27 protein-coding genes and 1 other RNA gene are annotated in these 24611 nt (G+C 74.5%); 12 read left to right on the top strand and 16 right to left on the bottom strand.

What is annotated here, in order from left to right; genetic code table 11:
- Window positions 1–288: a hypothetical protein gene (locus ABZ312_RS23910; RefSeq protein ID WP_499511603.1), complete on the bottom strand. Its 288-nt coding sequence runs from the start codon at window positions 286–288 to the stop codon at window positions 1–3.
- Between the two features lie 143 nt (window positions 289–431).
- On the opposite strand from ABZ312_RS23910, the gene ABZ312_RS23915 reads away from it, so the two are divergent.
- Window positions 432–968: a hypothetical protein gene (locus ABZ312_RS23915; RefSeq protein ID WP_500322182.1), complete on the top strand. Its 537-nt coding sequence runs from the start codon at window positions 432–434 to the stop codon at window positions 966–968.
- On the opposite strand, the gene ABZ312_RS23920 is transcribed toward ABZ312_RS23915, so the two are convergent.
- The 8 genes from ABZ312_RS23920 to ABZ312_RS23955 all read right to left on the bottom strand — a co-directional run bounded on the left by ABZ312_RS23920 (window position 955) and on the right by ABZ312_RS23955 (window position 8310).
- On the bottom strand, window positions 955–1968 hold the full coding sequence (locus tag ABZ312_RS23920) for an LLM class F420-dependent oxidoreductase (protein WP_500322184.1): 1014 nt from the start codon (window positions 1966–1968) through the stop codon (window positions 955–957). The two genes, ABZ312_RS23915 and ABZ312_RS23920, sit on opposite strands and share 14 nt — an antisense overlap.
- A gap of 132 nt (window positions 1969–2100) precedes the next feature.
- Complete coding sequence (locus tag ABZ312_RS23925; RefSeq protein ID WP_500359211.1) at window positions 2101–2943, bottom strand: DUF5336 domain-containing protein; 843 nt, start codon at window positions 2941–2943, stop codon at window positions 2101–2103.
- Window positions 2944–3072: 129 nt separating this feature from the next.
- Window positions 3073–3951 carry an N-acetylmuramoyl-L-alanine amidase gene (locus ABZ312_RS23930; RefSeq protein ID WP_500322187.1) on the bottom strand — a complete coding sequence of 293 codons (879 nt, stop codon included), beginning with the start codon at window positions 3949–3951 and terminating at the stop codon, window positions 3073–3075.
- Window positions 3952–3973: 22 nt separating this feature from the next.
- Complete coding sequence (locus ABZ312_RS23935; RefSeq protein ID WP_500322189.1) at window positions 3974–4645, bottom strand: class I SAM-dependent methyltransferase; 672 nt, start codon at window positions 4643–4645, stop codon at window positions 3974–3976.
- Window positions 4646–4803: 158 nt separating this feature from the next.
- Entirely contained in the window at window positions 4804–5418 is a 615-nt protein-coding gene (locus ABZ312_RS23940; protein ID WP_500322191.1) for a response regulator, read from the bottom strand.
- Complete coding sequence (locus ABZ312_RS23945) at window positions 5415–6608, bottom strand: sensor histidine kinase (RefSeq protein ID WP_500359217.1); 1194 nt, start codon at window positions 6606–6608, stop codon at window positions 5415–5417. Before ABZ312_RS23945 ends, ABZ312_RS23940 begins: the two co-directional genes overlap by 4 nt.
- A gap of 38 nt (window positions 6609–6646) precedes the next feature.
- Window positions 6647–7378 (bottom strand): ABC transporter permease, encoded by a 732-nt coding sequence (locus ABZ312_RS23950; RefSeq protein ID WP_500322192.1) that lies wholly within the window; start codon window positions 7376–7378, stop codon window positions 6647–6649.
- A complete protein-coding gene (locus ABZ312_RS23955; RefSeq protein ID WP_500322398.1) occupies window positions 7378–8310 on the bottom strand; it encodes an ABC transporter ATP-binding protein in 933 nt (310 codons plus the stop codon). The genes ABZ312_RS23950 and ABZ312_RS23955 overlap by 1 nt, the downstream gene beginning before the upstream one ends.
- Before the next feature lie 244 nt (window positions 8311–8554).
- Here ABZ312_RS23955 and ABZ312_RS23960 point away from each other — a divergent pair, with 244 nt between their 5' ends.
- The 3 genes from ABZ312_RS23960 to ABZ312_RS23970 are packed head-to-tail and all read left to right on the top strand — an operon-like array spanning window position 8555 to window position 11461.
- The gene (locus tag ABZ312_RS23960) at window positions 8555–9400 is read left to right on the top strand and encodes a MaoC/PaaZ C-terminal domain-containing protein (protein ID WP_500322194.1); all 846 of its coding nucleotides are present in this window, start codon (window positions 8555–8557) and stop codon (window positions 9398–9400) included.
- Between the two features lie 26 nt (window positions 9401–9426).
- A complete protein-coding gene (locus tag ABZ312_RS23965; RefSeq protein ID WP_500438735.1) occupies window positions 9427–10503 on the top strand; it encodes a Zn-dependent alcohol dehydrogenase in 1077 nt (358 codons plus the stop codon).
- A gap of 19 nt (window positions 10504–10522) precedes the next feature.
- Window positions 10523–11461, top strand: coding sequence for a 3-oxoacyl-ACP reductase (locus ABZ312_RS23970; RefSeq protein WP_500438736.1), 939 nt, complete (start codon window positions 10523–10525; stop codon window positions 11459–11461).
- Between the two features lie 26 nt (window positions 11462–11487).
- Here ABZ312_RS23970 and ABZ312_RS23975 read toward each other — a convergent pair whose 3' ends face one another.
- A complete protein-coding gene (locus tag ABZ312_RS23975) occupies window positions 11488–11667 on the bottom strand; it encodes a hypothetical protein (protein ID WP_500359208.1) in 180 nt (59 codons plus the stop codon).
- Between the two features lie 59 nt (window positions 11668–11726).
- On the bottom strand, window positions 11727–12857 hold the full coding sequence (locus ABZ312_RS23980) for a hypothetical protein (protein WP_500322199.1): 1131 nt from the start codon (window positions 12855–12857) through the stop codon (window positions 11727–11729).
- A 180-nt stretch (window positions 12858–13037) separates the two neighbouring features.
- Here ABZ312_RS23980 and ABZ312_RS23985 point away from each other — a divergent pair, with 180 nt between their 5' ends.
- The 3 genes from ABZ312_RS23985 to ABZ312_RS23995 are packed head-to-tail and all read left to right on the top strand — an operon-like array spanning window position 13038 to window position 15804.
- The gene (locus ABZ312_RS23985) at window positions 13038–13901 is read left to right on the top strand and encodes a Nif3-like dinuclear metal center hexameric protein (RefSeq protein ID WP_500438737.1); all 864 of its coding nucleotides are present in this window, start codon (window positions 13038–13040) and stop codon (window positions 13899–13901) included.
- Window positions 13898–14641, top strand: a complete 744-nt coding sequence (locus ABZ312_RS23990; RefSeq protein WP_500322399.1) for a zinc ribbon domain-containing protein — start codon at window positions 13898–13900, stop codon at window positions 14639–14641. The genes ABZ312_RS23985 and ABZ312_RS23990 overlap by 4 nt, the downstream gene beginning before the upstream one ends.
- On the top strand, window positions 14641–15804 hold the full coding sequence (locus tag ABZ312_RS23995) for a bifunctional RNase H/acid phosphatase (RefSeq protein ID WP_500438738.1): 1164 nt from the start codon (window positions 14641–14643) through the stop codon (window positions 15802–15804). Before ABZ312_RS23990 ends, ABZ312_RS23995 begins: the two co-directional genes overlap by 1 nt.
- Here ABZ312_RS23995 and eda read toward each other — a convergent pair.
- Both eda and yaaA read right to left on the bottom strand, forming a co-directional pair.
- The gene (gene eda, locus ABZ312_RS24000) at window positions 15790–16437 is read right to left on the bottom strand and encodes a bifunctional 4-hydroxy-2-oxoglutarate aldolase/2-dehydro-3-deoxy-phosphogluconate aldolase (RefSeq protein WP_500438739.1); all 648 of its coding nucleotides are present in this window, start codon (window positions 16435–16437) and stop codon (window positions 15790–15792) included. The genes ABZ312_RS23995 and eda overlap by 15 nt on opposite strands.
- A gap of 595 nt (window positions 16438–17032) precedes the next feature.
- The gene (gene yaaA / locus ABZ312_RS24005; RefSeq protein ID WP_500360670.1) at window positions 17033–17815 is read right to left on the bottom strand and encodes a peroxide stress protein YaaA; all 783 of its coding nucleotides are present in this window, start codon (window positions 17813–17815) and stop codon (window positions 17033–17035) included.
- A 65-nt stretch (window positions 17816–17880) separates the two neighbouring features.
- On the opposite strand from yaaA, the gene ABZ312_RS24010 reads away from it, so the two are divergent.
- Together ABZ312_RS24010 and rnpB are read left to right on the top strand one after the other, a co-directional pair.
- Entirely contained in the window at window positions 17881–19326 is a 1446-nt protein-coding gene (locus ABZ312_RS24010; protein WP_500438740.1) for an RNB domain-containing ribonuclease, read from the top strand.
- 29 nt (window positions 19327–19355) lie between these two features.
- Window positions 19356–19755, top strand: an RNA gene (gene rnpB, locus ABZ312_RS24015) — RNase P RNA component class A.
- 2 nt (window positions 19756–19757) lie between these two features.
- On the opposite strand, the gene ABZ312_RS24020 is transcribed toward rnpB, so the two are convergent.
- Both ABZ312_RS24020 and ABZ312_RS24025 read right to left on the bottom strand, forming a co-directional pair.
- Window positions 19758–19976, bottom strand: a complete 219-nt coding sequence (locus tag ABZ312_RS24020; protein WP_500438741.1) for a hypothetical protein — start codon at window positions 19974–19976, stop codon at window positions 19758–19760.
- 871 nt (window positions 19977–20847) lie between these two features.
- Window positions 20848–21006, bottom strand: a complete 159-nt coding sequence (locus tag ABZ312_RS24025) for a hypothetical protein (protein WP_500438742.1) — start codon at window positions 21004–21006, stop codon at window positions 20848–20850.
- A 191-nt stretch (window positions 21007–21197) separates the two neighbouring features.
- On the opposite strand from ABZ312_RS24025, the gene ABZ312_RS24030 reads away from it, so the two are divergent.
- From ABZ312_RS24030 to ABZ312_RS24040, 3 genes are all read left to right on the top strand, one after another.
- The gene (locus tag ABZ312_RS24030) at window positions 21198–21509 is read left to right on the top strand and encodes a hypothetical protein (RefSeq protein ID WP_500322208.1); all 312 of its coding nucleotides are present in this window, start codon (window positions 21198–21200) and stop codon (window positions 21507–21509) included.
- Window positions 21502–22731 (top strand): patatin-like phospholipase family protein, encoded by a 1230-nt coding sequence (locus ABZ312_RS24035; RefSeq protein WP_500438743.1) that lies wholly within the window; start codon window positions 21502–21504, stop codon window positions 22729–22731. The genes ABZ312_RS24030 and ABZ312_RS24035 overlap by 8 nt, the downstream gene beginning before the upstream one ends.
- Window positions 22732–22835: 104 nt before the next feature.
- A complete protein-coding gene (locus ABZ312_RS24040; RefSeq protein ID WP_500360945.1) occupies window positions 22836–23384 on the top strand; it encodes a hypothetical protein in 549 nt (182 codons plus the stop codon).
- 1 nt (window position 23385) lies between these two features.
- On the opposite strand, the gene ABZ312_RS24045 is transcribed toward ABZ312_RS24040, so the two are convergent.
- Window positions 23386–24585 carry an acyltransferase family protein gene (locus tag ABZ312_RS24045; protein ID WP_500438744.1) on the bottom strand — a complete coding sequence of 400 codons (1200 nt, stop codon included), beginning with the start codon at window positions 24583–24585 and terminating at the stop codon, window positions 23386–23388.
- Window positions 24586–24611 lie beyond the last annotated feature (26 nt).

The following is a 24611-nucleotide window of genomic DNA, read 5'->3' on the forward strand; positions in this document are numbered from 1 at the left end:
TCAGGCCCGGTTGACGCGACCCGCCACGGCGTGCCCGACGATCAGGTAGACCGCCGCCGGCAGACCGTAGTTCAGCAGGGTGCGCGCCCATGCGGATTGGGTGGAGAAGATGTCGTGGGCCCAGCCACCGAGCCAGGACGCCATGTCGTGGATCCACTCCACGAGGTCGTTCGCCCGGTTGGCGTCGAGGACCCACAGCACGATCCAAAGGATCAGGATGAATGCCGCCACGTCCGCGGCCACCATGATGATGGTGGCCGCCAGATTGCCGCGATAACGTCTGGACATACCTGCCGTCTTGCCCCGATCGGCGGACTGAAACGTGGCGGGCCGGCGCGCGCCTGACGCCCCGTACGGCCCTGTGCGGTGGCCGGTCGCCGGGGCCCGGGCGAGGATGCGATCACGCACCGCATCCCCCGGGAGTAACCGTCATGCCCTTGCGCCGCGCCCTGACCGCCCTCCTGCTCTCCGGCGTCCTCCTCGTGGTCCCCGCCTGCGGCGGCGACTCCGACGGGAGCGCGAGCGGCGGCACCGCGAGCCCTACCTCCTCCGTGCAGAAGCAGAAGCTCGCCAAGACCCGCTTCGTCGCGAACGCCGGACTGGCCGCCGGGGCGACCTACCAGTGGATCGTCAAGCCCTACCGCGAGGGCAAGTTCAAGAAGGACGCCGACGGCCGCAAGCTCACCCTGGTGAAGGCCGGCCTCGCCGGGGCCTTCGCCTACAACCGGCTCAAGGCCGCCTCGGAGAACGCCAAGGGCGACCCGACCCTCTCCAAGCTGGTGGCCCCGCTGACGGCGGGCATCGACTCGCTCAAGGACCTGCCGGCCAAGCTGCGCAGCGGCCAGGGCACGGACGACATCGTGGGCACCTTCCAGGACACCATCAGCGGCGTCAAGTCGGCCGGCGAGGACGCCGGCGCCAAGGTCACCGACAAGGTGCCCTCGCTGTCCCAGCTCAGCGGCGGATGAGCTCGGCCAGCACCCGCAGGGTGGCCGGGTCGGGCGCGGTGACCAGCAGGTCGGTCACCGGGCCCGACCGCCACACCTCCAGCCGCTCCGCGATCCTCCCGCGCGGGCCGACGAGCGAGATCTCGTCCGCGAAGGCGTCCGGCACCGCCGCCACCGCCTCCTCGCGCCGCCCGGCCAGGAACAGCTCCTGGATACGCCGGGCCTCCTCCTCGTACCCCATCCTGGCCATCAGGTCGGCGTGGAAGTTGCGGGAGGCGGCGCCCATCCCGCCGATGTAGAAGCCGAGCATCGCCTTCACCGGCAGCAACCCCTCCGCCGGGTCGTCGCACAGCCGGGCGCGCGCCATCGGGGCGATCATGAACTCCTTCGGCGCGTCCGCCAGCGACGCCTCGTACACGTCCGTGCGGAACGGCGACCAGTACAGCGGCAGCCAGCCGTCGGCGATGCGGGTGGTCTGGGCGATGTTCTTCGGGCCCTCGGCGCCCAGCAGGATCGGCAGGCCGGCCCGGAGCGGATGCGTGATCGGCTTGAGCGGCCTGCCGAGGCCGGTCGCGTCCGGCCCCGCGTACGGCAGCGGATGGAAGCGCCCGTCCAGCGCCACCGGGCCCTCGCGGCGCAGCACCTGCCGCACGACGTCCACGTACTCCCGGGTCGCGGTCAGCGGACTGCGCGGGAACGGCCTGCCGTACCAGCCCTCCACCACCTGCGGTCCCGACAGGCCGAGACCCAGCATGACCCGGCCGCCGGAGAGGTGGTCCAAGGTCAGCGCGTGCATCGCGGTGGCGGTGGGGGAGCGGGCCGCCATCTGGGCGATGCCCGTGCCGAGCCGGATCCGGCTGGTGTGCGCGGCGATCCAGGTGAGCGGGGTGAACACGTCCGAGCCCCAGGCCTCGGCCGTCCACACCGAGTCGTAGCCGAGCCGCTCGGCCTCCTGCGCCAGGGCCAGGTGGTCGGGGGAGGGGCCGCGCCCCCAGTAGCCGAGGGCCAGACCGAGCCGCATGCGCAGGCCTCCTGCCGCATCTGACGGTATGTCAGCCGTACGGTACGGCAACCTCCCCCGCCCCGGAAGGGGAACAGCCGTGCCCCGGACCGGACGGCCCGGGGCACGGCTGGTGCGCGAGGAGCGGGGGGATCAGCCGCGCTGGATGCCGCCGGCGTCCTGCAGGACGCCGCGCCGGCCGTCCTGGGTCTGCGCGACCAGGGCGGTGCCGCTCTGGTCCACCGCCAGGTACCAGGTGCCGGGGGTCAGTTCGGCGATCTGCCGGCCCGAACCGTCCTCCGCGTACAGCGGCCGCGCCACGGGCACCGCGAACCAGAAGGCCGTGAACTCCGCCGAAGGCTGGGCCTGCGGCTGCTGCTGGGGCTGCTGCTGTGCCTGCGGGTAGCCGTACTGCCCGCCGCCGAACGACGGGTCGGCCGGCGCGCCGTGCCCACCGGTCTGCCCCGGGTACCCGTAGCCGCCCTGCTGCACGCCCGGGTACGGCTGGCCCTGCTGGCCGCCGTACGGCTGCGCCTGCTGGGGCTGCTGCGGCTTGGGAGCGGGCAGCAGCGGCGCCTTCAGCGCGGGCAGGCCCTGCAGGGTGAGCAGCATGGCGGCGGCGAGAGCGGCGGCGGCGACGAAGGAGAGGTAGGCGCCGGCGCCCAGCTCGAAGGCCTCGTTGCCGTTGAAGAGCGACCACAGGGCGTCCCAGGCGGCGGCCACGGACAGCACCGCGCCCCACTGGGCCAGGCCGATGCCGAGCACCTTGCGCCCCTCGGGCTGGAAACGCGAGGCCACGAACAGGCCGGCGGCGACCAGGCCCAGCAGGTGCACCGAGGGCAGCAGCGGGAACAGCTCGCTCTTCCAGGCGCTGACGGCGCACCCGTCCGCGTCGCAGTTCTTCGCGGCGTAGAAGTTCAGGAACGAGGCGATCAGCAGCAGCAGCGCCGCGCCGATCACCGCGCCGTCTCCTCGGGTGAGGGAGCGGTTATTCACGGGGGGTCCTTGTCAGTCGTCTCGTCATCGCTGTCGCAGGGCTGTTCCCCATCGTATGAGGACGCGCGTCCGCGGCTGAGCCCGGCAGGGTCCCGGTGACAGGATCGGGACCCGATGGACACCGGTCGATCACTGCCTGCCCTGCAAATACGCCGTGATGCCGTCCGCGATGCCCTTGGCCGCCTTCTGCCGCCAGCTGGCGCTCTTCATCAGCGCCGCGTCCTTCGGGTCGCGCATGTTGCCGCACTCGATCAGCACCTTGGGCACGGTGCTGAGGTTGAGCCCGCCCAGATCGCTGCGGACGACCAGGCCCGTACCGCGGCCCACGTAGTTGGACGGCTTGGTGCCGGACGCCGTCGCGAAGTGGTTCTTCACGGCGGTGCCCAGCCGCTTGGAGGGCGCGACGATCTTGCGGGTGTCGGCGATGCCGCGGTGCACCGAGGCCGGGAGGATGACGTGGAAGCCGCGGTTGCCGGCCGCCGACCCGTCGCCGTGCACCGACACGACGGCGTCGGCCTTCGCCTTGTTGCCGATCCGGGCGCGCTCGTCGATGCACGGGCCGTACGCGCGGTTCCCGTCCTGCGTCAGCTTCACCGTGGCGCCGCGCGCCGCGAGCAGCGCCCTCACGCGCCGGGACACGTCCAGCGTGTACGAGGCCTCGGAGTACCCCGAGTTGGTCGCGGTGCCCGTGGTGTCGCACGCCTTGCGGCCGGTGCCGATGTTGACCAGGCGGTTGATCTCGCGGGTGTGGCGGCTGTTGCTCGTGTTGTGCCCCGGATCGAGGACGACGACCTTCCCGGCGAGCGGCTTGGCGACGGACAGGGCCTTCGGCGCCGACGGCTGCTGCGACGCCGCGGCCGAAGGCGGCAGCGGCTGCGCGTTCAGCGAGAGGTCGGCGTTCTTGCCGGCTGCCGGATCGCCCGACGCGGTCCATACGAGCCAGGCCGCCGCACACGTCGGCACCAGCGCGGTCACGGCCACGGCGATGCGTGTCTTGGTCTTGAACACGTCAGCGATGCTATCCGCAGGCTCAGATTCCCGGGCCCGTACGCCGCAGTACGTGCAGGGAACCGGTCACCGAGAGCTCCTCGAACGCGCCCGACTCCAGCGCGCGCCGGTAGATCCGCCAAGGCGCCTGGCCGCCGTCGGCCGGGTCCGCGAACACGTCGTGGATCACCAGCAGGCCGTCCTGCGCGAGGTGCGGCGCCCAGCCCTCGTAGTCGTTGCCGGCGTGCTCGTCGGTGTGCCCGCCGTCGATGAAGACCAGGGCGAGCGGCTTCCCCCACACCGTCGCGACCTGCGGGGAGCGGCCCACGACCGCGACCACGTGCTCCTCCAGCCCGGCGGCGTGCAGGGTGCGCCGGAAGGTGGGGAGGGTGTCCATCAGGCCGACCTCGGGGTCGACGAGCGCCGTGTCGTGGTACTCCCAGCCGGGCTGCTGCTCCTCGCTGCCGCGGTGGTGGTCGACGGTGACGGCGACGGTCTTGGCCTCGCGTGCGGCGGCGGCCAGCAGGATCGTGGAGCGGCCGCAGTACGTCCCGACCTCCAGCAGGGGCAGGCCCGGGAGGCGGGTGGCGGCGTCGGCGGCGGCCGCGTGGAGGGCGAGGCCCTCGTGGGTGGGCATGAAGCCCTTCGCGGCCTCGAAGGCGGCCAGTGCGTCCGCGGGGACGTCTGCGGGGGGTGGCGTGCTCATGCCCCCCATCGTCCCCCACGCGTGCGGTCCCCGATGCGGGGGGTGACCCCCGCGGCCCGTTGTTGTGTGCGGCGCCGTTGTGTGTTGCGGGCGGGGGATGCCCGCCGCAGGCGCAGGCAGCCCGCACACGACAACCGGGCCCCACAGAACGCACCCCGGGCAGAGGGTCAGAGCCACCCGTTGTGGCGGGCCGTGCGCACCGCCTCCGTACGGTTCCGGGTGCCCGTCTTCCCGATGGCGGAGGACAGGTAGTTGCGCACCGTCGACTCCGACAGATGCACCCGCGCCGCGATGTCCGCCACCGTCGCCCCGTCCGCCGCCGCGTTGAGCACGTCCTGCTCGCGCGGCGTCAGCGGGCTGGGCCCCGTGCTGAGGGCGGCCGCGGCCAGGGCGGGGTCGATGACGCGGTGCCCGGCGAGGACGCGCCGGATCGCGGCGGCGAGTTCCTCGACGGGGCCGTCCTTGACCAGGAAGCCGGACGCCCCGGCCTCCATGGCGCGGCGCAGGTACCCGGGGCGGCCGAAGGTCGTGAGGATGAGCACCTTGCACTGCGGCAGCCGCTCGCGCAGTTCCGCCGCCGCGTCGAGCCCGCTGCGCCCGGGGAGCTCGATGTCGAGCAGGGCGACGTCGGGCCGGGCCTCCAGCGCCGTGGTGACGATCTCGTCCCCCGCGGCGACCTCCGCGACGACCTCGATGTCGTCCTCCAGGTTCAGCAGCAGGGAGAGCGCCCCGCGCATCATGCCCTGGTCCTCGGCCAGCAGGACCTTGATGGGGCTGCTCATACGGCCTGTTCCTCCTCCACCGGCAGTTCGGCGACGACCCGGAACCCGCCGCGGGGCGCGGGGCCGGTGCCGAGGGAACCGCCGGCCGCGGCCAGCCGCTCCGTGAGCCCCTTCAGGCCGGAGCCCGACCCGGGGGCCGAGCCTACGCCGCGGCCGTCGTCGGTGATCCGCAGGCGTACCTGACCGTCGGCGCCGGCGAGCTCGATGACGCAGGTGGTGGCCCCGCTGTGCCGTACGACGTTGGTCACCCCCTCCCGCACCACCCAGCCGAGGAGGGCCTCGGTCTGCGAGGGCAGCGGCGGGCCGGACTCCTTGACGACGGCCTCGATCCCGGCCGCCGTCAGGGCCGAGCGGGCGCGGTCCAGCTCGGTGGAGAGGCTGCCCTCGCGGTAGCCGGTGACGGCCTCGCGGATCTCGGTGAGGGCCTGGCGCCCCACCGCCTCGATGTCGGCGACCTGGGCGAGGGCGGCGTCCAGGTCGCGCGGGGCGAGCCGGCGGGCGGCCTCGGCCTTGACGACGACCACGGAGAGGGTGTGCCCCAGCAGGTCGTGCAGGTCGCGGGAGAAGCGCAGCCGCTCCTCGGCGACGGCGTTGCGGGCCAGCTCCTGGCGGGTGGCGCGCAGCTGGGTCACCGCGTCGAAGAGGGTGAGCATGGCCGCGGTCACCAGGCCGGAGATGAGGCTGCCGTACCCGATGGACACGCCGTCCCAGATGTCGCCGCTGCGCAGCCCGGAGACGATCCCGGCGGACACCGCGAGGGCGACGAGGACGGGACCCATCCGCCGGCCGCGCACCACGATCCCCACGGCCAGCGACAGCAGCGGGAAGAACACCAGCCAGCTGCCGCCGTAGCCGATGGCGAGGGCGTAGGTGACGGCGGCCAGCGCGAGCAGGTACAGCCGGGGCGCCTTCCCGGCCGCGGCGCGCGGGTTGAGGGCGGTGAAGACGACCCCGATGTAGAGGGAGTTGAAGGCCAGCAGGCCGAGGCCGCCGAGCCAGGGGTTGGCGGCCTTGCCCTGCAGGAGGTGGGACAGGGCGCCCACGCCCATCAGCAGCCAGGGCAGGAAGGTGAAGCGGGTCGGGGGCTTGAGGTCCTCGATCTCCGCGGAGGCGGACCGGGTCACCCGCAGGTGCCGCCACTCGCGCCAGATGCGTGCCGGCAGCGGGGGCCGGGATTCCGTCGTCGCCATGGCCGTCGTCTCCTCCTTCTCCACGGTGCCGGTGGTCTTCACGGGGTGCGTGCCGAGCGGCGGTAGGCGTACACGGCGTACGCGCCGAACAGGGCCGTCCACGCGGCGAGCACGGCGACGGTACCCGCCCGCGGGACCGCGCCGTCGGCGATGCTCCAGCCGAGCTGCCCGAAGCGGTGGGACGGGGTCCACTCGGAGACCGCCCGCAGCCAGCCGGGGAAGACGGACGAGGGGATCCACAGTCCGCCGACGACGGACAGGCCCAGGTTGCAGGCCATGTTCACCACGCCGGTGGTCTGCCCGGACAGCCGGTAGCCGTTGCCGAGGCCGAGCAGGGTGAAGGGGGCGGTGCCGATCCACAGCAGCCCGCCGACCGCCGCCCACTGCCAGGGCTCCAGTTCGACGCCGTTGACGAGCCCGCCGGCCAGCAGGACGGCCAGGATGGCGGGCAGCACGGTGACCGAGCCGCTGATGCAGCGGCCGGTGACGACCAGCAGCGGGGACATGGGGGTGATCCGCAGCTGGCGCAGCCAGCCGAGGCCCTTGTCCTCCGCGACGCTGGACCCGGTGGACACCGCCGAGCCCAGCGCGCCGTACGCGGCCATGCCGATCATGGAGGCCAGCGCGATGGACTTGTCCTCCTCCGAGCCGCTGACCCCGAGGTTGGTGAAGAGCAGGTACATCATGACGGGCATGCCGACGCCGAAGATCACGAATCCGGCGTCGCGCAGGGTGCGGCGGATCTCCAGCGAGACGTAGGCGAGCAGCATCAGACCTTCTCCTCGGTGAGGGCGGCGGTGTCCGTGGCGGTGGCGGGGGTGGCGTCCTCGGCGGAGGACTGCGAGGTCAGGGAGAGGAACGCGTCCTCCAGGCTGGCGGCGGTCACCGTCAGGCCGCGGACCATGCCGCGGTCGGCGAGGGCGACGACGGTGGCGTCGGAGTCCGCGGAGCGCAGCAGGGCGCGGTCGCCGCGGACCTCCACGGTCACCACCCCGGGCAGTTGCCGCAGGCCCTCGGTGGGGGTCCCGGCCAGGTCGAAGGAGACGAGGTTGCCGCCGACGGCCCGCTTGATGCGCTCGCCGCTGTCGTCGGCGACGACACGGCCGCGGTCGATGACCACGATGCGGTCGGCGTTCTCGTCCGCCTCCTCCAGGTAGTGGGTGGAGAACAGCACGGTGTTGCCGCGGGCCGCGTACGCCCGCATCGAGTCCCAGAAGGCGCGCCGGGCCTCGACGTCGAGGGCGGCGGTGGGCTCGTCCAGCACGATGAGCTCGGGGTTGCCGGCCAGGGCCACGGCGAAGCGGACCCGCTGCGCCTGGCCGCCGGAGAGCCGGTCGGCGCGGCGGCCGGCGACCTCGGTGAGGCCGGCCAGCTCCAGGGCCTCGGCCACGGGCATGGGGCGTGGGTAGGTGCGCGCCACGAAGGTGAGCAGCTCCCGTACGGTCACCCGGGGGATCGGCCGGCCGTCCTGCAGCATCGCGCCGATCCGGCCCGCGCGGACCGCCGTGTGCGGGGTGGTGCCGAAGAGCCTGACCTCGCCGCTGTCGGGTTCGTTGAGCCCGAGCAGCAGGCTGATCGTGGTGGACTTGCCCGCGCCGTTGCGGCCGAGCAGGGCGACGGACTCCCCCCGCCGGATCTCCAGGTCGACGCCGTCCACCGCGCGTACCGCGCCGAACGTCTTGACGGCCCTGGTGAAATTCACTGTCGTCGTCATGTCACCGACACTAGGGCGGCCGCCCCCCGCCGGGTCAGTGGGGAATGTACGGACCCGGGCAGGACAAATGTCACTACCGGCGTCCGTTCTGACGACGCGTCAGCTATTCCCAGCGGCCGGGCGATGCGTTATACATGGGCTGGCTAGAACGCGTTCTAGTAGACGCCCTGGCGGGGCCGACGGTGCGGACGGCCGCGCCAGGGCCCACCGCGCAGCGAAGGAGCCGCCGGACATGCCGATCGACGTCGTCGCCGCCACCTCGGCCGAACCCCGCAGCGCCGAACTCGTCTGGGACCACAGGGACGTCATCCTCTACCACCTGGGCCTCGGCGCGAACACCCTCAACTACGCCCTCGAAGGCCCCGGCCTGCAGGTCCTGCCCAGCTTCGCCACCGTCGCCGGCGGCTCGGTCGCCGCCGGGGACGCCCGGGGCGGGCTGTCCCTTCCCGGCATCGAGATCGACCTCGCCGCCGTCCTGCACGGCGCGCAGCGCATCGAGGTGCACCGCCCGGTCCCCGTCCGCGGCCGGGCGCTGCAGACCTCGCGCGTCGCCGACGTGTACGACAAGGGCAAGGCCGCCGTCATCGTGCTGCGCCGCGAGGTCACCGACGAGCAGGGGCCGCTGTGGACCTCCGACGCGCAGATCTTCGTCCGCGGCGAGGGCGGCTTCGGCGGCGACCGCGGCCCCTCCGCCCGCACCGCGCCGCCCGGACGGGCCCCCGACCGCACCGTCCTGCGTGCCACCCGGGAGGACCAGGCGCTGCTCTACCGGCTCTCCGGCGACTGGAACCCGCTGCACGCCGACCCCGAGTTCGCCAAGCACGCCGGCTTCGACCGGCCCATCCTGCACGGCCTGTGCTCCTACGGCATCACGCTCAAGGCCGTCGTCGACACCCTGCTCGGCGACGACGCGGGCCGCGTACGGTCCTGCTCCACCCGCTTCGCCGGGGTCTTCCTCCCCGGCGAGACCCTGCGCATCCGGATGTGGTCCGAACAGGGCCGCGTCCTGGCGTCGGCGACCGCCGTCGAACGAGACGACGCGCCGGTCCTCGCCGACACCGTCGTCGAGTACTCGTAGGCCCCGGAGGGGAGAGGGGAACACCCATGCGTGCAGCGCTCCTGCAGGAGATCGGCCAGGACAAGCTCGAGGTCGTCGACGACATCGAGACGGTGGGCTTCGGCCCGGGCAAGGTGCGCATCCGGCTGCGGGCGACCGGGCTGTGCCACTCCGACCTGTCCGCCATGAGCGGCGTCCTGCCGCAGCCGGCGCCCTTCGTCCCCGGCCACGAGGGCGCCGGGGAGATCGTCGAGACCGGCGAGGGCGTCGAGGGCCTCACGGCCGGCGACCGGGTCCTGGTCTGCTGGCTCCCGGCCTGCGGCGCCTGCCCGGCCTGCCGGCGCGGCCAGTCCCACCTGTGCCTGGCCGGCTTCATGAACGCCGGTACGCCCAACTTCCGCCGCCCCGCCGGGGACGTCTTCGGCTTCGCGGGCACCGGCACCTTCGCCGAGGAGGTCGTGGTCTCCGCCTCCTGCGCCGTGCCCATCCCCGACGACCTGCCGTACGAGATCGCCGCCCTCATCGGCTGCGGCGTCACGACCGGCATCGGCGCCGCGCTGAACACCGCGCGGGTCACCCCCGGCTCGTCCGTCGCCGTCATCGGCTGCGGCGGCGTCGGCATCAGCGTCATCCAGGGGGCCCGCGCCTCCGGCGCCTCGGAGATCATCGCCGTCGACCCCGTGGAGTCCCGCCGCGACGCGGCCCTGCGCTTCGGCGCCACCGACGCGGTCGCCCCGGAGGAACTGGCCGACGCCAAGGCCAAGATCACCGGCGGCGAGGGCTTCGACTACGTCTTCGAGGTCGTCGGCCGCAGCGCCACGGCCCGCACGGCCTACGAGACCACCCGCCGCGGCGGGACGCTCTGCGTCGTCGGCGCCGGGGCGATGGACGACCTCCTGCAGATCAACATGTTCGAGCTCTTCTTCGACGAGAAGCGCATCCTGCCCTCCCTCTACGGCGGCGGCGACGTCCTGCGGTCCTACGACCGCGTCATCCGCCTCTGGCGCGCCGGACGCGTGGACCTGGAGGGGCTCATCACCCACCGCGTACGGCTCGACCAGATCAACGAGGCCGTCGACCAGATGCGCAGCGGTGAGGCGCTGCGCACCTGCATCGCGGTCTGACACCAGGGCTGGAGAAGGCATGGGCGTGCTGGACGGCAGGACGGCGATCGTGACGGGGGCCGGACGCGGCCTGGGCCGTGCGGAGGCGCTGGAACTGGCGCGGCTGGGCGCCAACGTGGTCGTCAACGACTACGGGCAGCCCGGCCGCGACGGCTCCGGCGCGGCGTCGGCGACCCCCGCGGACGAGGTCGTCGCCGAGATCGCCGCCGCCGGCGGCCACGCGGTGCCGCACCACGGGGACGTCGCCGACTTCGGGCAGGCGCAGGACCTGGTCGCGCTGGCGGTCGGCACGTACGGGGCCCTCGACATCCTGGTCAACAACGCGGGGATCCTGCGGGACCGCATGGTCTTCTCGATGACCGAGGACGAGTGGGACTCCGTCGTCCGGGTCCACCTCAAGGGCCACTTCGCCACCACCCGGTTCGCCGCCGCCCACTGGCGCGAGCGCGCCAAGACCACGGACGCCCCGGTCTACGGCCGGGTCGTCAACACCTCGTCCGAGGCGTTCCTCGCCGGCTCGGCCGGCCAGCCCAACTACGCGGCAGCCAAGGGCGGCATCGTCGGCCTCACCTCGTCGACGGCCGCCGCCCTCGGCAGGTACGGCGTACGCGTCAACGCCATCTGCCCCCGGGCGCGCACGCGGATGACCGAGGACGTCTTCGCGGGCCTCGGGCGGCCCGGGGACGGGCCGGACCCGCTGGGGGTGGAGCATGTCGCCCCGCTCGTCGGCTACTTGGCGTCACCGGCGGCCGACCGGATCACCGGTCAGCTGTTCGTCGTGCACGGCGGGATGGTGGCGGTGATGGACCGCCCCCGCGTCGCGGCGAGGTTCGACACCGCCAAGGAGGCGTTCACCCACGACGAGCTGGACGACCTGCTCACCCCGTACTGGGCGGGCCGTGACCCCGGTGACACCTTCGCCGCCACCGACGTCCTGGCCCTGCGCCACGGGGGCTGAACCGGGCCTTCCGGGCTCCGGGCCCGTCAGACCTCCATGGCGGGGGGCCCGGAGGGGCGGCGGTGGCGGCCGTGCGGCGCCTGGACCACCTGGGCGCTGTCGTCTTGGGCGGAAGCCGTACCGCGGTGGCGGCCGGCGTGCTGGCCCTCGGCGGAACCGTCCTCGAGGCGGGCCTCGGCGGCGGTGTCGTGTCGGGCATCGGACATGAGGAAACTCCCCGTGACTAGCGTGCAAGGTGCGCGGAACGCCGCAGGAGTTTACCGATTCAAGATCCTGTGGCCAGCGGCGCCTTCTGCAACGGGAGCACAGGGCTGGTCGTGGCCGCCTCCGGGACGTCCGCGGGAGCGCCCTCCGCCGCGCTCCCCGGCGGGGGCGGCACGGGCACCGCGGGCGGCGCCTGGTACTCCACCGTGCCGCACGGGCAGTGCGTGCAGGCGTACGGCAGGCGCAGCACCCCGCGGTCCGACCACAGGCCGGCCCCGGGCAGCCAGCCCTCCGGCGCCGACAGCCAGGTGGTACGGCGTTCCCCGGGCCGCCAGACCGCCAGCGACGTGCCGTGCGGGCCGTCCGCGCGCAGCGCCACCGCGCACGCCTCGGGCATCAGCACCTGGCCGGGCTGCGCCGCGAACGGGGTGAGCACCGCGTCCGGGACACGCAGGCACTCGGCGAACCGCAGGGGCCGGCGGCTGCCCAGGACGCCCCAGCCGATGCGGTCCTCGCCGGTGGCGTCGGTGCGCACTATCAGCAGCCCGCTGTCCGGCTCCGCGAGCAGCAACCGGTCGTTGCTCCCCTCGGTGATCTGCAGCAGCGGGCTGACCGCCCCGGCCCGCTCCAGGTCGACGGCGACCGTCTTGACCGTCCCCTCCGCCTCGCGGTCCAGCGCGAGCAGCCGGCCCGCCCGGTCCAGCCACGCGCCGCCCCCGCAGCGGCCCGGGACCTCCGCCAGCCGGCGCGGCCGCAGGTCCCGGTCGTCGTGCACCAGCCACACCGCCGACACCTCGCGCACCGGGTCGTAGGTGAGCGCGTACGCCTCGCCGGAGGCGACCGGGGGCAGCAGTCGCGCCTCCGCGTCCCCGCCCGGCAGCGAGCCGACGAGCAGTTCGCCGGTCCCGGGACCGGTCGGGTAGAGCAGGGCGAGGTCGTACCGGTCGGCGACCCGGCGGCGGATGAGCACGCGGCCGTCGGGCAACGGCAGGACCTCGGAGCACTGTTCCTCGGGCTGGTTGCCGGGCAGGGGCACGGTGTACGGCTCGGGCCCGCCGAGCGTCCAGCGCTCGGGGTACCAGCCGTCACCCCCGTCGGGTGCCTGGGCCAGGCAGGCGGCGTAGGAGCCGTCCGCGGCGATCGTGAACCCGGCCCGTCGCACGGTGGTGGTCTCGGTGGCGCAGGCTGTCATGGTGTGGCTCACCTCCGGGCCACGACGCTAGTTTTGGCACGCCCGGGCGTCCGACACGAGTTGGTGGTCTTCACACATAAGGGTGGCTCTCGTCCCGTTCCGTCGGACTTCGGATGCTCGGTGTGCTCATGACCAGCCCGGGATTCCGGCCGCCCGCCACCGGCGCGGTAACCTCGACCCGTGCCGAAACTGTCCGACGTCATCGCCGCCCTCGAAGCCCTCTGGCCTCCGGCATGGGCCGAGCAGTGGGATGCCGTCGGTCTCGTCTGCGGGGACCCGGACGCGGAGGTCGGCCGGGTCCTGTTCGCCGTCGACCCGGTCCGGGAGGTCGTCGAGGAGGCGATCGCCACCGGCGCCGACCTGCTGGTCACGCACCACCCGCTCTACCTGCGCGGGACGACGACGGTCGCGGCGACCGGCTTCAAGGGCCGCGTCGTGCACACCCTGATCAAGAACGACGTCGCGCTGCACGTGGCGCACACCAACGCCGACCGGGCCGACCCCGGGGTCTCCGACGCCCTCGCCGAGGCCGTCGGCCTGCGGGTCACCGGACCCCTCGTGCCCGACCCCGCCGACCCGGCCGGCCGCCGCGGCCTCGGCCGGATCGGCGAACTGCCCGAGCCGATGACGCTGGCGGAGTTCGCGCGCCGTGCGGCGGCCGGCCTGCCGGCCACCGCGACCGGACTGCGCGTCGCGGGCGACCCGGAGCGGCAGGTCCGCACCGTGGCGGTGTGCGGCGGCTCCGGCGACAGCCTCTTCGACGATGTGCGCAGGGCCGGGGTGGACGTCTACCTCACCGCCGACCTGCGCCACCACCCGGCGTCCGAGGCGCAGCAGGCGGGTCCGCCCGCGCTCGTCGACGCCGCCCACTGGGCCACCGAATGGCCCTGGTGCGAGCAGGCCGCGCGCCGGCTCGACGAGGTCTGCGAACGGCACGGCTGGGCACTGCGAACGTCCGTTTCGCGCGCCGTCACCGACCCGTGGACGGCCCACGCCCCGGCACTTCCCCTTGACGAACCCACGACCTCAGGAGCCCCCCGCTGAAAGCCGCGCCCGCAGACCAGATCCGACTGCTTGAGGTCCAGGCCCTCGACGCGCGCCTCGCGCAGCTGGACCACAAGCGCATCAACCTTCCCGAGCACGCGGAGATCGAGCGCCTGAACTCCGACGTGACCCAGCTGCGCGACCTGCTGGTCGCCGCCCAGACCGAGGAGAGCGACACCGCCCGCGAGCAGACCAAGGCCGAGCAGGACGTGGACCAGGTGCGCAAGCGCGCCGTCCGCGACCAGGAGCGGCTGGACTCCGGCGCGGTCTCCTCCCCCAAGGACCTGGAGAACCTGCAGCGCGAGATCGCCTCGCTCGCCAAGCGGCAGAGCGACCTCGAGGACGTCGTCCTGGAGGTCATGGAGCGCCGCGAGGGCCTGCAGGAGCGGGTCCAGGAGCTGACCGGGCGCCTGGAGTCCGTGCAGGCCAAGGCCGGCGAGTCCACGGAGCGCCGCAACGTGGTGCTGCAGGAGATCGACGCCGAGGGCTCCACGGTCACCAAGGAGCGCGAGATCATCGCCGGTTCGGTCCCCGCCGACCTGCTGAAGCTCTACGACAAGCTGCGCGGCCAGTCCGGCGGCGTCGGCGCCGCCCGGCTCTACCAGAAGCGCTGTGAGGGCTGCCGGCTGGAGCTGAACATCACCGAGCTCAACGAGGTGCGGGCGGCCGCCGCCGACGAGGTCGTGCGCTGCGAGAACTGCCGCCGCATCCTCGTCCGCACCCCCGAGTCGGGCCTGTAATGGCCCGTACGTTGGTGGTGGAGGCCGACGGTGGGTCCCGGGGCAACCCGGGACCGGCCGGGTACGGCGCCGTCGTCTGCGACGGCGCCACGGGTGAAGTGCTCGCCGAGGCCGCCGAGTTCATCGGCCGGCACACCAACAACGTCGCCGAGTACCGGGGCCTGATCGCCGGGCTGCGCGCGGCGCGCGCGATCGACCCGCAGGCCCGGGTACGGGTGCGGATGGACTCCAAGCTGGTCGTCGAGCAGATGTCCGGCCGCTGGAAGATCAAGCACCCGGACATGCGGCCGCTGGCCGCCGAGGCGAAGACCGTCCTGCCGGCGGAGCAGGTCAGCTACGAGTGGATCCCGCGCGAGAAGAACAAGCACGCCGACCGGCTCGCCAACGAGGCGATGGACGCCGGCAAGCGCGGCGAGCAGTGGGAGCCCGGCCGCTCCGCCGCCGCGCTGGTCACCGCCGCCACCGAGCCCGAACCGGTGGACGAGGCCGTGGACGAGGCACCCAAGGCCCCGCCCGTCGGCTGGGCGGCGGCGGCCGACCTCGGCACGCCCACCACCTTCGTCCTGCTGCGGCACGGCGAGACCCCGCTCACCGCGGACAAGCGCTTCTCCGGCAGCGGCGGCGACGACCCGGAACTCTCGGAGAAGGGCCTCTGGCAGGCCCGGCGCGCCGCCGACACCCTCGCCGCCCGCGGCACCGTCCAGGCCGTCGTCACCTCGCCGCTGGCGCGCTGCCGGCAGACCGCGCAGGCCGTCGCGGACCGGCTCGGCCTCGACGTACGCGTCGACGAAGGGCTGCGCGAGACCGACTTCGGCGCCTGGGAGGGGCTCACCTTCGCCGAGGCGAAGGAGCGCTACCCGGACGAACTCGACGCCTGGCTCGGCTCGGCCAAGGCCGCCCCGCCCGGCGGGGAGAGCTTCGCCGCCGTCGCCCGCCGGGTCTCCCTCTCCCGGGACAAGCTCCTCGCCCGTCACCCCGGCCGCACGGTCCTGCTGGTCACCCACGTCACCCCGATCAAGACCCTGGTCCGCCTCGCCCTGGGCGCCCCGCCGGAGTCGCTGTTCCGGATGGAGCTGTCGCCGGCGGCGCTGTCGGCGGTGGCGTACTACGGGGACGGGAACGCGTCGCTGCGGCTGCTCAACGACACGTCACACCTGCGCTGACGGCGCGGGCCGCGCCGTTGCCCGCAGCGCGGCCGCCTCGCGGGCGAGCCGCTCCACCCGGTCCCAGTCGCGGTCCCGCAGGGCGTCCTGCGGGACCATCCAACTACCGCCCACGCAGGCGACGTTGGGCAGCGCCAGATACGTCGGCGCGCGCTCCGCGTCGATGCCGCCGGTCGGGCAGAACCGGACGTCCGGCAGCGGGGCGGCCAGCGCCCTGAGGTACGCCGTGCCGCCGGCCGCCTCCGCGGGGAAGAACTTCAGCTCCGTCACGCCGCGTTCGGCCAGGGCGACCACCTCGGAGGCGGTCGACACGCCGGGCAGGAACGGCAGCCCGGACGCGGTCATCGTGTCCAGCAGGCCCGGCGTCCACCCCGGGCTCACCAGGAACCGCGCCCCGGCCCGCGCCGCCGCCCCCACCTGCTCCGCCCGCACCACGGTCCCGGCCCCCACGACTGCCTCGGGCACCTCGCGGGCCGCCGCGGCGATCGCCTCCAGCGCGGTGGGCGTCCGCAGCGTGAACTCCACCGCGGTCAACCCCCCGCGGACCAGCGCCCGGACGAGCGGGGCCGCGTCGGCGGGGTCGTCCAGCGTGAGGACGGGGATCACGGGGGCGGCGGGGGCGAGGTTCAGCACCGTGGCATCGTGCCGCCCCCGTGCGGCCCCCGCAACGCGCGTTGCAGCCTGCGCAACGGGGTGCCCCTTGCGGCCTGTTGTTGTGTGCGGCTCCGTTGCGCCTGCGGCGGGCGTCCCCCGCCCTCCCGCGCGATTGCCCGGCGCGGTCAGTGACCGCCTCGCGCGGTCGTTGTGGGGCCGGTGCCGCGCCGGGGCACGCCCCCCAGCCTTCGGTCGGGGGGACCCCCATGGGCGCACCCCGCCACACCCCTCCGGTTGTCTAGGCGACTAACGGCCGGTAGGGGTGAGAAGGCGGTCCGGGGTTGCCACAAGTGCCCTTCTGAACCCCCACCGGCCGTCATGCGCCCACACAACGGGAGGGGGTGTGGCGGGGTGCGCCCGGAACCGACGAGCGGTACGCGCGGCGCCGAACGATGTGGGGGTAAACCGCGAGCGCTGAGGACGTGCGCCGGCGCGGCCCCGACCCAGGCACACGGTGCGAGGCCCGCACTGACCGCGCCGGGCAATCGGGCGGGAGGGCGGGGGATGCCCGCCGCAGGCGCAAACGACCCGCACACAACAGCGAGCCGCAACCACAACCCACCCGCACAAGAACTCAGTGGACGTCCGTCACCAACACGTCGAGGCGGCCGGGCGCAGGCACTTCCACCGTGAAGCCCAGGTCGCGCAGGGCCGCGACGAGCGCGTCGGGGTTCCCGGGGCGCGCCCCGGACTCCAGGAGGGCCCGCACGATCCGCCCCTTGGTCGCCTTGTTGAAGTGGCTGACGACCTTCCGCGTCTCGGCCTGCACCACCCGCACCGTCGCCGTGCGCCCCGCGAGCGCGCTGCGCGGGGCCGGTTTCCACGCCGCCCCGTACGCCGAGGACCGCAGGTCCAGGAGCAGGCCCCCGCCCGCGGCCTCCGCGGCGTCCGGGAGGGCCTCGGTGAGGTGCGTGCGCCAGTACGTGGCGAGCGACCCGAGCGCCGGCAGCTTCACGCCCATCGAGCAGCGATACGCGGGGATCGCGTCCCGGACGCCGACCGCGCCCCACAGCCCGGAGAAGACCAGCAGCGAGCGGGCGGCCCGGCGCCGGGCGGCGGCGTCCAGGGTGTCCAGGCCGAGGGCGTCGTAGAGCACGCCGGTGTAGATCTCGCCCGCGGGCCGGGTCCGCGCCTCGCGCAGCCCCGCGTTGCGGGCGATCTCGCCGCGCAGTCCGGGGCTGAGCCCGAGCACGTCCGCGGCCTTGTCCTCGTCGCCGCCCGCGCAGAGCCCGACGAGCTCGTCCAGCACCGTCGCGCGGGCCGTGGTGAGCCCGGGCAGGGAGAGGGAGCCCAGGTCGACGGCGGGGCCGGTGCCGTCGGTGGCCTTGCCCTCGGACGGCGGTAGCAGGACGAGCACTGTTGTTCTCCTTCACGTTTCCCCGGTGCAGTGCAGCCTACGACCGCCCGACTTAGGCTCGCTCCATGCCTCGTCGTCCCCTGCGCGTCACCACCGCCGACGGAGTCCGGTTGAGGTCCGCGCTGGACGCGCTCCGCGCGGACCTGCACGTGCGGCGGGACTTCCCGGCGAACGTGCTCGGGGAGGCCGAGGAGGCGGCGCGCGATCCCCGGCTGCCCGCGTACGACGCCACCGACGTGCCGTTCTTCACCGTCGACCCGCCCGGGTCGCTCGACCTGGACCAGGCGATGCACCTCGCCGTGCGCGAGGGCGGCCGCGGCTACCGGGTGTCGTACGCGATCGCCGACGCCGCCGCCTTCGTCACGCCCGGCGGCGCGCTGGACGCCGAGGCGCACCGGCGCGTGCAGACCCTGTACTTCCCCGACGTCCGGGTGCCCCTGCACCCGCCGGTGCTCGGCGAGGGGGCGGCCAGCCTGCTGGCCGGGCAGGACCGGCCCGCCGTGCTGTGGCGGATCGACCTCGACGCGGACGGCGCGGTCACCGACGTCGACGTCCGCCGGGCGCTCGTCCGCAGCCGCGCCCGGCTGGACTACGCGGGCGTGCAGCACGCGATCGACGCCGGCACCGCCGAGGAGCCCGTGGCGCTGCTCCGCACCGTCGGCCGGCTGCGCGAGGAGCAGGAGAGGGCCCGCGGCGGGATCTCCCTGAACGTGCCCGAGCAGGAGGTCGTGGAGCTCGACGGCGGCTACGCCCTGCGGTACCGGGCGCCGCGCCCCGTCGACGTTTGGAACGCCCAGATCTCCCTGCTCACGGGCATGGTCGCCGCCGGCGTCATGCTCCGCTCCGGCACCGGCATCCTTCGTACGCTCCCGCTCGCCCCGCACGGGGAGGTGGCCAGGCTGCGCAGGGTGGCCGCGGCGCTGCGCATCGACTGGCCGCACATAACCTCGTACGCCGAACTCGTCCGCACCCTGGACCCGGAGCGCACCACCCACGCTGCGTTCCTGCACGAGGCGACGAGCCTGTTCCGCGGCGCCGACTACACGCCCTTCTGGCCCGGCCACCCCGCCGAGCCGGCCGTGCACGCCGCCGTCGCCGAGGCGTACACGCACTGCACCGCGCCCCTGCGGCGCCTCGTCGACCGCTACGCCGCCGAGTTCTGCCTGGCCGCGGTGGCCGGCCAGGAGCCGCCGGAGTGGGTCGCGGCCGCGTTCCGGGACCTGCCCCGCGACATGCGCGGCGGATCGCACTTCGCGGCCACCATCGAGAGCGCCTCCCTCGACCTCGTCGAGGCGGCCCTGCTCAAGGACCGCGTCGGCGAGGTCTTCGACGCCTACGTCATCGACATCAAGGACTCCGACCCGACCTCCGGCACGGTCCACCTGCGTGCCCCGGCCGTCGTCGCCCGCGTCCGCGGCGGCGCCGCACCCCTCCCGCTCGGCGAGCCGCTCCCGGTCCGTCTGACGCAGGCCGACCCCGGCCGCCACACCGTGCTTTTCACCCCGGCGTGATCGGCCGGTAGCATGGTCGCCACGGCAGACGAGCCGAGCGGGCGGCCGCGTCAGGACCTGGTCCTGCCGAGGAACGTCCGGGCTCCACAGGGCAGGGTGGTGGGTAACGCCCACCCGGGGTGACCCGCGGGACAGTGCCACAGAAAACAGACCGCCGGGGCCGCAAGGCTCCCGGTAAGGGTGAAACGGTGGTGTAAGAGACCACCAGTGCCCAGGGTGACCTGGGCAGCTAGGTAAACCCCACCCGGAGCAAGGTCAAAAGGGGCCGTCGTGAGACGGCCCTGCGCGGACGATCGAGGGCTGCCCGCCCGAGTCCGCGGGTAGACCGCACGAGGCCGGCGGCAACGCCGGTCCTAGATGGATGGCCGTCGCCCGGCCGGCCGCGAGGCCGACCGGGGACAGAACCCGGCGTACAGCTCGACTCGTCTGCCTCACCCGCCGTCGGCCTCCGCCGGCGGCGCCGCGCACTCCGCGGCCAGCCGTGCCATCCCGTACTCCTCCGCCACCGCGCGGGCCGAGCGCAGCAGCCGCGGTGCCTCCGCGGCGGCGTCCGGGCGGCCGCAGGCGCGCAGGGCGCGGGCCTGCCACAGGCGGAGCCGGGCGAGCTGCGGGGCGGAGGTACGGGCCGGGGTGGCCGCCAGGGGCGGCACGCGGCGGTGGACGCCGGCTTCCCCGACGACCCGGAGCGGCTGCTGCCGTCCATCGAGCCGGAGGCCGCGGCGCTCTATTGCTACCTGCGGATGGCCGACCTGACCGACGGGACCGGCATGCGCGACCGGCTGCAGCTCAACGTGGACGGCTTCCGCTTCATGGTGGTCGACTGCGGCGGCGGCACCGTGGACGTCACGGCGTACGAGACCTCCAGCGAGCGGCCGAGCTCATCGCGCTCCGCGAGATCGGCGTGGCCACCGGCGGCCGGCTCGGCTCGGAGTACGTCAACCAGGCCTTCCGTGAGCAGGCCCTGGGCAAGCGGCTGGGGCCCGAGCTGCTCAGGCGGCTGGAGCGGGAGCACTCGGGGGACCTGCTGGAGCTGTCCGAGCAGTGGGAGCGGGCCAAGACCACCGCGGAGGTCGAGTGGGACGAGGACGGCACCCCGCACATCATGGACACCGTCCGGATCGACCTGCCCGTCACCGTCTGGCAGTTGCTGGACGAGGGCAGCCGGGCCCGGCTGGCGGAGGAGGCGGGCGGCCGCCCGCAGCGGATGGTGCTGGCGCCGGAGGAGGTGGAGGTCCTCCTGGACAGCGTGGGCGAGGGGATCCTGGACAAGGTCGAGGAGCAGTTGGCCGCCATCCGGCGCACCAGCGGGGAGGCCGCGGGCGCGGGCGCCACGGGGTCGGAGACCCTGGTGCTGGTCGGCGGGTTCGCCAAGTCCCAGTGGCTGCGGGAGCGTATGCACCGGCACTTCGGCTCCCGGCACCCCATCCTGGTGCCGCCGGACCCGGCGCTGGCGGTGCTGGAGGGGGCGACCCACTTCGCGTACAACCCGCGGGTGTTCCTGTCCCGGCAGGCCAAGTACACCTACGGCTTCGAGACCTCGAAGCTGTTCGAGGAGAGCGTCGACTCGCCGATGCGGATGTTCCGCGACGACGACGGCGACATCCTCTGCGTGGGCCGCTTCGCCGTGGCCGTGCGGCGGCTGGACAGCGTGCGGGTGAAGGACGCCTTCCCGTTCACCATCCTGCCCACCCGGGAGGACCAGACCGAGATCGAGCTGCGGGTCTACCGCACCGTCAAGGCCGAGCCCCGCTACGTGGACGAGGACGGCTGCGAGGAGATCGGCCGGCTCGCCGTCGACATCGGGGAGACCGTGGGGCGGCCCTTGGCTGGAGCGGATCCTCGCCGACATTCCGGACCCCGACGAGCGGCGGATGGTCGCGGAGGTCGCGGGCGTCGGCCTGTCCGCGCGGCTGCGGCCGCCGCACCGGCCGATCGGCTACGCCGTCGCCCGCGCGCTGGACCTGTCCACCCGGCCGCCCGCGCGCCGTCCGGACGACCCGGCCCGCGTGGCCGTCGAGGACGCCCGCCGCGACTGCGGCCACGTACCCGCGGTGACCCACGAGGAGTTCGTCCGCGGCGTCATCCACGAGCAGGCCGACGCCGCCCGCCAGGCACGCGCCGCGCTGCGCACCGAGACCGAGAAGCGACGGGGGACGGGGGAAGGGGGAGGGCCCGATGCCTGAGCACCAGGGGGAGGTCCGGGGGGTGGGGGGCGTGGGGCCCGCCGGACCCGGTCCGGGCATCGGGCCCCACGACGGGGGCAGTCCCGTGCCGGACCGCTTCGGGGACCTGCGGCGGCGTGCCGCGGGCATCGGTTCCGGGCCGCTGCCGGAGTACGGCGCGGCGGCGGGCCCGGGCACGGGGGCGGTACCGGCCCCGGACCGGTGGGAGACCGCACAGGGGACGGCCTCGCACCGGTTCGGGCTGGTACTGGCGGGAGGCGCCGCCAAGGGCGCCTACCAGGTGGGCGCGGTCGAGTGCCTGGCCCACCACGGCGCGCGGATCACCGCCATCGCCGGGACCAGCATCGGGGCCCTCAACGGGGTCGCGCTGGCCGGTGCGCCGAGCCTGCGGGAGGGGGCGGCGCGCCTGGCGGAGCTGTGGCGCGACTTCACCTCCCGCATGGGCGACGCCCCGTTCGGCACCCGGGCCGTCGCGGACGGGGCCGTCTCCGAGTCCCTGCTGCAGAGGTTCGGCAACCTCGCGCCCCGGGTCGTCCGCCTCCTCGGCGCGCACGGCGACCTGGAGCGGCTCGCCGACCGCGCCGTCGACGCGGCCGCGCTGCGGCGCCCGGCGGCCGTCACCATGCGGGTCGCGGCGTTCCCCGTCCTGGCCCCGCACCCGCTGCCGCACCTGCGGGCCGGACAGATGGCCGCCGAATGGCTGGCCGGACTCCTCGGCAGCCGCTCGCGGATCCCCCACCTCAACGGCCTGGAGCACGCGGAGATCAAGGAGGCCGTGCTGGGCAGCGCCGCGCTTCCGTTCCTGTTCGCGCCGCGCCAGGTCGCGGGGGAGTACTACCGCGACGGCATGCTCGGCCGGGACAACACGCCCATCCGCGCCCTGGCCGACCTCGACCACTGCGACATCGTCATCGTCGTCCAGCTCGCCCCGGGCGAGACCGTGCGGCAGATCGAGCACCCCGGGCTGACCCTGCTGCGCGTCCGCCCGTCCCGCCCGCTCACCCCCGAGGGCACCCTGGGCACCCCCAGCGGACTGCCGGACTTCTCGCCCGCCACCTTCGAGCGGCTGCGCTCCCGCGGCTACGAGGACACCGAGCGAATGCTCGCCAGGACCGCCGGCCTGCTCGGCGCGGCGCACGAGGTGCGCGCGGCCGAGGAGTTCATGGCCGACGCAGTCCAGCGCGTCATCGACAAGGGCCGCCGGCTCCGCGGCGGTCCGTGAGGCGGCGCCGTTCGCGCGCGCACACTGCCGGGAACGGGCCATGCCCACGGGCCCGCGGACCTGCCACCCTCGCTGTGGCAGTGGCGTGGCAGGGGGGAGCCCACATGGCGGGCGGCGGAGGCGGCGGCGCGTTGTTCTCGGTGGTCTGGGGGCTCGGGGCGACCGGCTTCGGGTGGGTCCTCGTGACGGACTTCCGGGGTGCGGCGCGTCGCTTCCACACGATGTCCTCGCGGTCCGCGCCCTTTGGCGGGGGCCGGCCACCGGCCGTCGGCATCGGGTTCGTCCGCTGCGTGGCCGGGGTGTTCGCCCTGGCCGGGCCGGTGGTCCTGGTGACCGGTCTGCTCGTGCTGGTCCGGGACCCGGCGGCGCCGGAACGGCTGCCCCGGCTGCCCTTCCCCTTCGCCGTGTTCGCCATCCTCGGCGCAGGGGTGGGGCTGTGGACCTTCTGGCGGCGCTCCGGCGTGCTCCGCCTCGAATGGGCGGAGGGCGGCACCGTCCGGCGGGCGGCGGCGGCCGTCCTCACGGGGGTGCTCGTCGCCTTCCCGGTCCTGTTCGTGCTCGGCCGGACGATGCCGATGCTCCTCGTCTGGCTGCTCGGCGGTATCGCGGGCGGGGTCCTGCTGGTGGGCCGCCGGGACCGGGCGCCGCGGTGACTCAGCGGGCCCCGGCGGCGCGGCCGCGGGCCCGCCGGCCGCGCTTGCGACCGCCCGTCGGCCACAGGCGCGGCCGGCGTCGTGAGGCGACGTCCTCGGTCCAGCCGACCAGCAGGACGGCGGCGCCGATGAGCGGCCAGACGACGAGGAACTGGAACCAGGTCGCGTCGAGCGGGAGATGGGCCTCGAAGAAGGGCACGTCCCACATCAGGTCGATCAGCGGGACGCTGGCGAAGAGCGCGACCTCGTGCCACAGGTAGACGGTGACGGCACGGGCGTTGAGCAGTCCGACGGCGCCGTCGGCGACGGGCAGGCGGCCCGTCCGGCGCGGGCGGAAGCGCAGCAGCAGGAGGACGAAACCGGCCGACCACAGCGCCTGGGCCAGCGGGATCTCACCGAGGTCGATGCCCTCGTCGGTGGGGTGGGTGTATGCGAACCAGCCGCCCGCGGCGAGGCAGAACGCGGCCGAGGCGACCACGGTGCGGGCCTGCAGGGCGTCCAGCAGGCCGTCGCGGTGCGCGAACCCGAGCAGCCAGCAGGCGGCGAAGGTGACGAGGTCGACCACCGGCGTGAGGGCCGGCTCGGCGAGCGGCAGCCGGTCGTACTGGGCGAGGACGACCAGGGCGCCGCAGGCGGCCAGGCACGAGCGCGGCGCGGCCCGGAAGGCCTTGAGCAGCCAGGGGGAGAGCAGGACGAGCCACAGGTAGGTGCGGATGTACCAGAGCGGGGCGATGATCTGCTCGGCCCAGGCGGTGCCGGGCGGGTCGGCCAGCGGCAGGATCCACAGCAGCATCCGGTGCCAGGAGTGCGGCCGCCAGCCGTGGAGCAGCATCAGGACGGTCACGGCGGCGGCGAACAGCCAGAAGGGCACCAGCAGCCGCCGCAGCCGGCCGCGCACCACGGACAGCGCGGGACGCTGCAGCGAGTGCGCGGCCAGCGACCCGGCCAGGGCGAACATGATGCCGATGGACGGGAGGAGCAGGGTCAGCCAGGCCCAGCCGAAGGTGTGGTAGACGACCACCCGTACCAGGGCGAGGGCGCGCAGCAGGTCGAGGTAGCGGTCCCGGCCGCCGCCCCCGCCCCCGGTGGAGGGGGCGGGGGCGGCGGGGGTGGAGCTGCGCGGCCCCGGTATGCGCGTCCCGGCGCCGTCCGCGGGCCGGGGCGGGGCCGCCGGGGCTCCCGCCTCACGTGCATCGGACATGGGGCAACTCCTCGGGAGGGTACGGG

The sequence above is a fragment of the Streptomyces sp. NPDC006207 genome, from assembly GCF_040613835.1.
In the GTDB taxonomy this organism is placed as follows: domain Bacteria; phylum Actinomycetota; class Actinomycetes; order Streptomycetales; family Streptomycetaceae; genus Actinacidiphila.

Coding starts and splice junctions, on each gene's coding strand:
- ABZ312_RS23975 (WP_500359208.1), bottom strand. CDS start 11,667: ATGTCCGATGCCCGACACGACACCGCCGCCGAGGCCCGCCTCGAGGAC.
- ABZ312_RS24035 (WP_500438743.1), top strand. CDS start 21,502: ATGCCTGAGCACCAGGGGGAGGTCCGGGGGGTGGGGGGCGTGGGGCCC.
- ABZ312_RS23950 (WP_500322192.1), bottom strand. CDS start 7,378: ATGCTGCTCGCCTACGTCTCGCTGGAGATCCGCCGCACCCTGCGCGAC.
- ABZ312_RS23935 (WP_500322189.1), bottom strand. CDS start 4,645: ATGGGGGGCATGAGCACGCCACCCCCCGCAGACGTCCCCGCGGACGCA.
- ABZ312_RS23980 (WP_500322199.1), bottom strand. CDS start 12,857: ATGACAGCCTGCGCCACCGAGACCACCACCGTGCGACGGGCCGGGTTC.
- ABZ312_RS24040 (WP_500360945.1), top strand. CDS start 22,836: ATGGCGGGCGGCGGAGGCGGCGGCGCGTTGTTCTCGGTGGTCTGGGGG.
- ABZ312_RS24010 (WP_500438740.1), top strand. CDS start 17,881: ATGCCTCGTCGTCCCCTGCGCGTCACCACCGCCGACGGAGTCCGGTTG.
- ABZ312_RS24045 (WP_500438744.1), bottom strand. CDS start 24,585: ATGTCCGATGCACGTGAGGCGGGAGCCCCGGCGGCCCCGCCCCGGCCC.
- ABZ312_RS23920 (WP_500322184.1), bottom strand. CDS start 1,968: ATGCGGCTCGGTCTGGCCCTCGGCTACTGGGGGCGCGGCCCCTCCCCC.
- ABZ312_RS24030 (WP_500322208.1), top strand. CDS start 21,198: ATGGTCGCGGAGGTCGCGGGCGTCGGCCTGTCCGCGCGGCTGCGGCCG.
- ABZ312_RS23965 (WP_500438735.1), top strand. CDS start 9,427: ATGCGTGCAGCGCTCCTGCAGGAGATCGGCCAGGACAAGCTCGAGGTC.
- ABZ312_RS23945 (WP_500359217.1), bottom strand. CDS start 6,608: ATGGCGACGACGGAATCCCGGCCCCCGCTGCCGGCACGCATCTGGCGC.
- ABZ312_RS23915 (WP_500322182.1), top strand. CDS start 432: ATGCCCTTGCGCCGCGCCCTGACCGCCCTCCTGCTCTCCGGCGTCCTC.
- ABZ312_RS23970 (WP_500438736.1), top strand. CDS start 10,523: ATGGGCGTGCTGGACGGCAGGACGGCGATCGTGACGGGGGCCGGACGC.
- ABZ312_RS23995 (WP_500438738.1), top strand. CDS start 14,641: ATGGCCCGTACGTTGGTGGTGGAGGCCGACGGTGGGTCCCGGGGCAAC.
- ABZ312_RS23910 (WP_499511603.1), bottom strand. CDS start 288: ATGTCCAGACGTTATCGCGGCAATCTGGCGGCCACCATCATCATGGTG.
- ABZ312_RS23960 (WP_500322194.1), top strand. CDS start 8,555: ATGCCGATCGACGTCGTCGCCGCCACCTCGGCCGAACCCCGCAGCGCC.
- ABZ312_RS23940 (WP_500322191.1), bottom strand. CDS start 5,418: ATGAGCAGCCCCATCAAGGTCCTGCTGGCCGAGGACCAGGGCATGATG.
- ABZ312_RS24025 (WP_500438742.1), bottom strand. CDS start 21,006: ATGGTGAACGGGAAGGCGTCCTTCACCCGCACGCTGTCCAGCCGCCGC.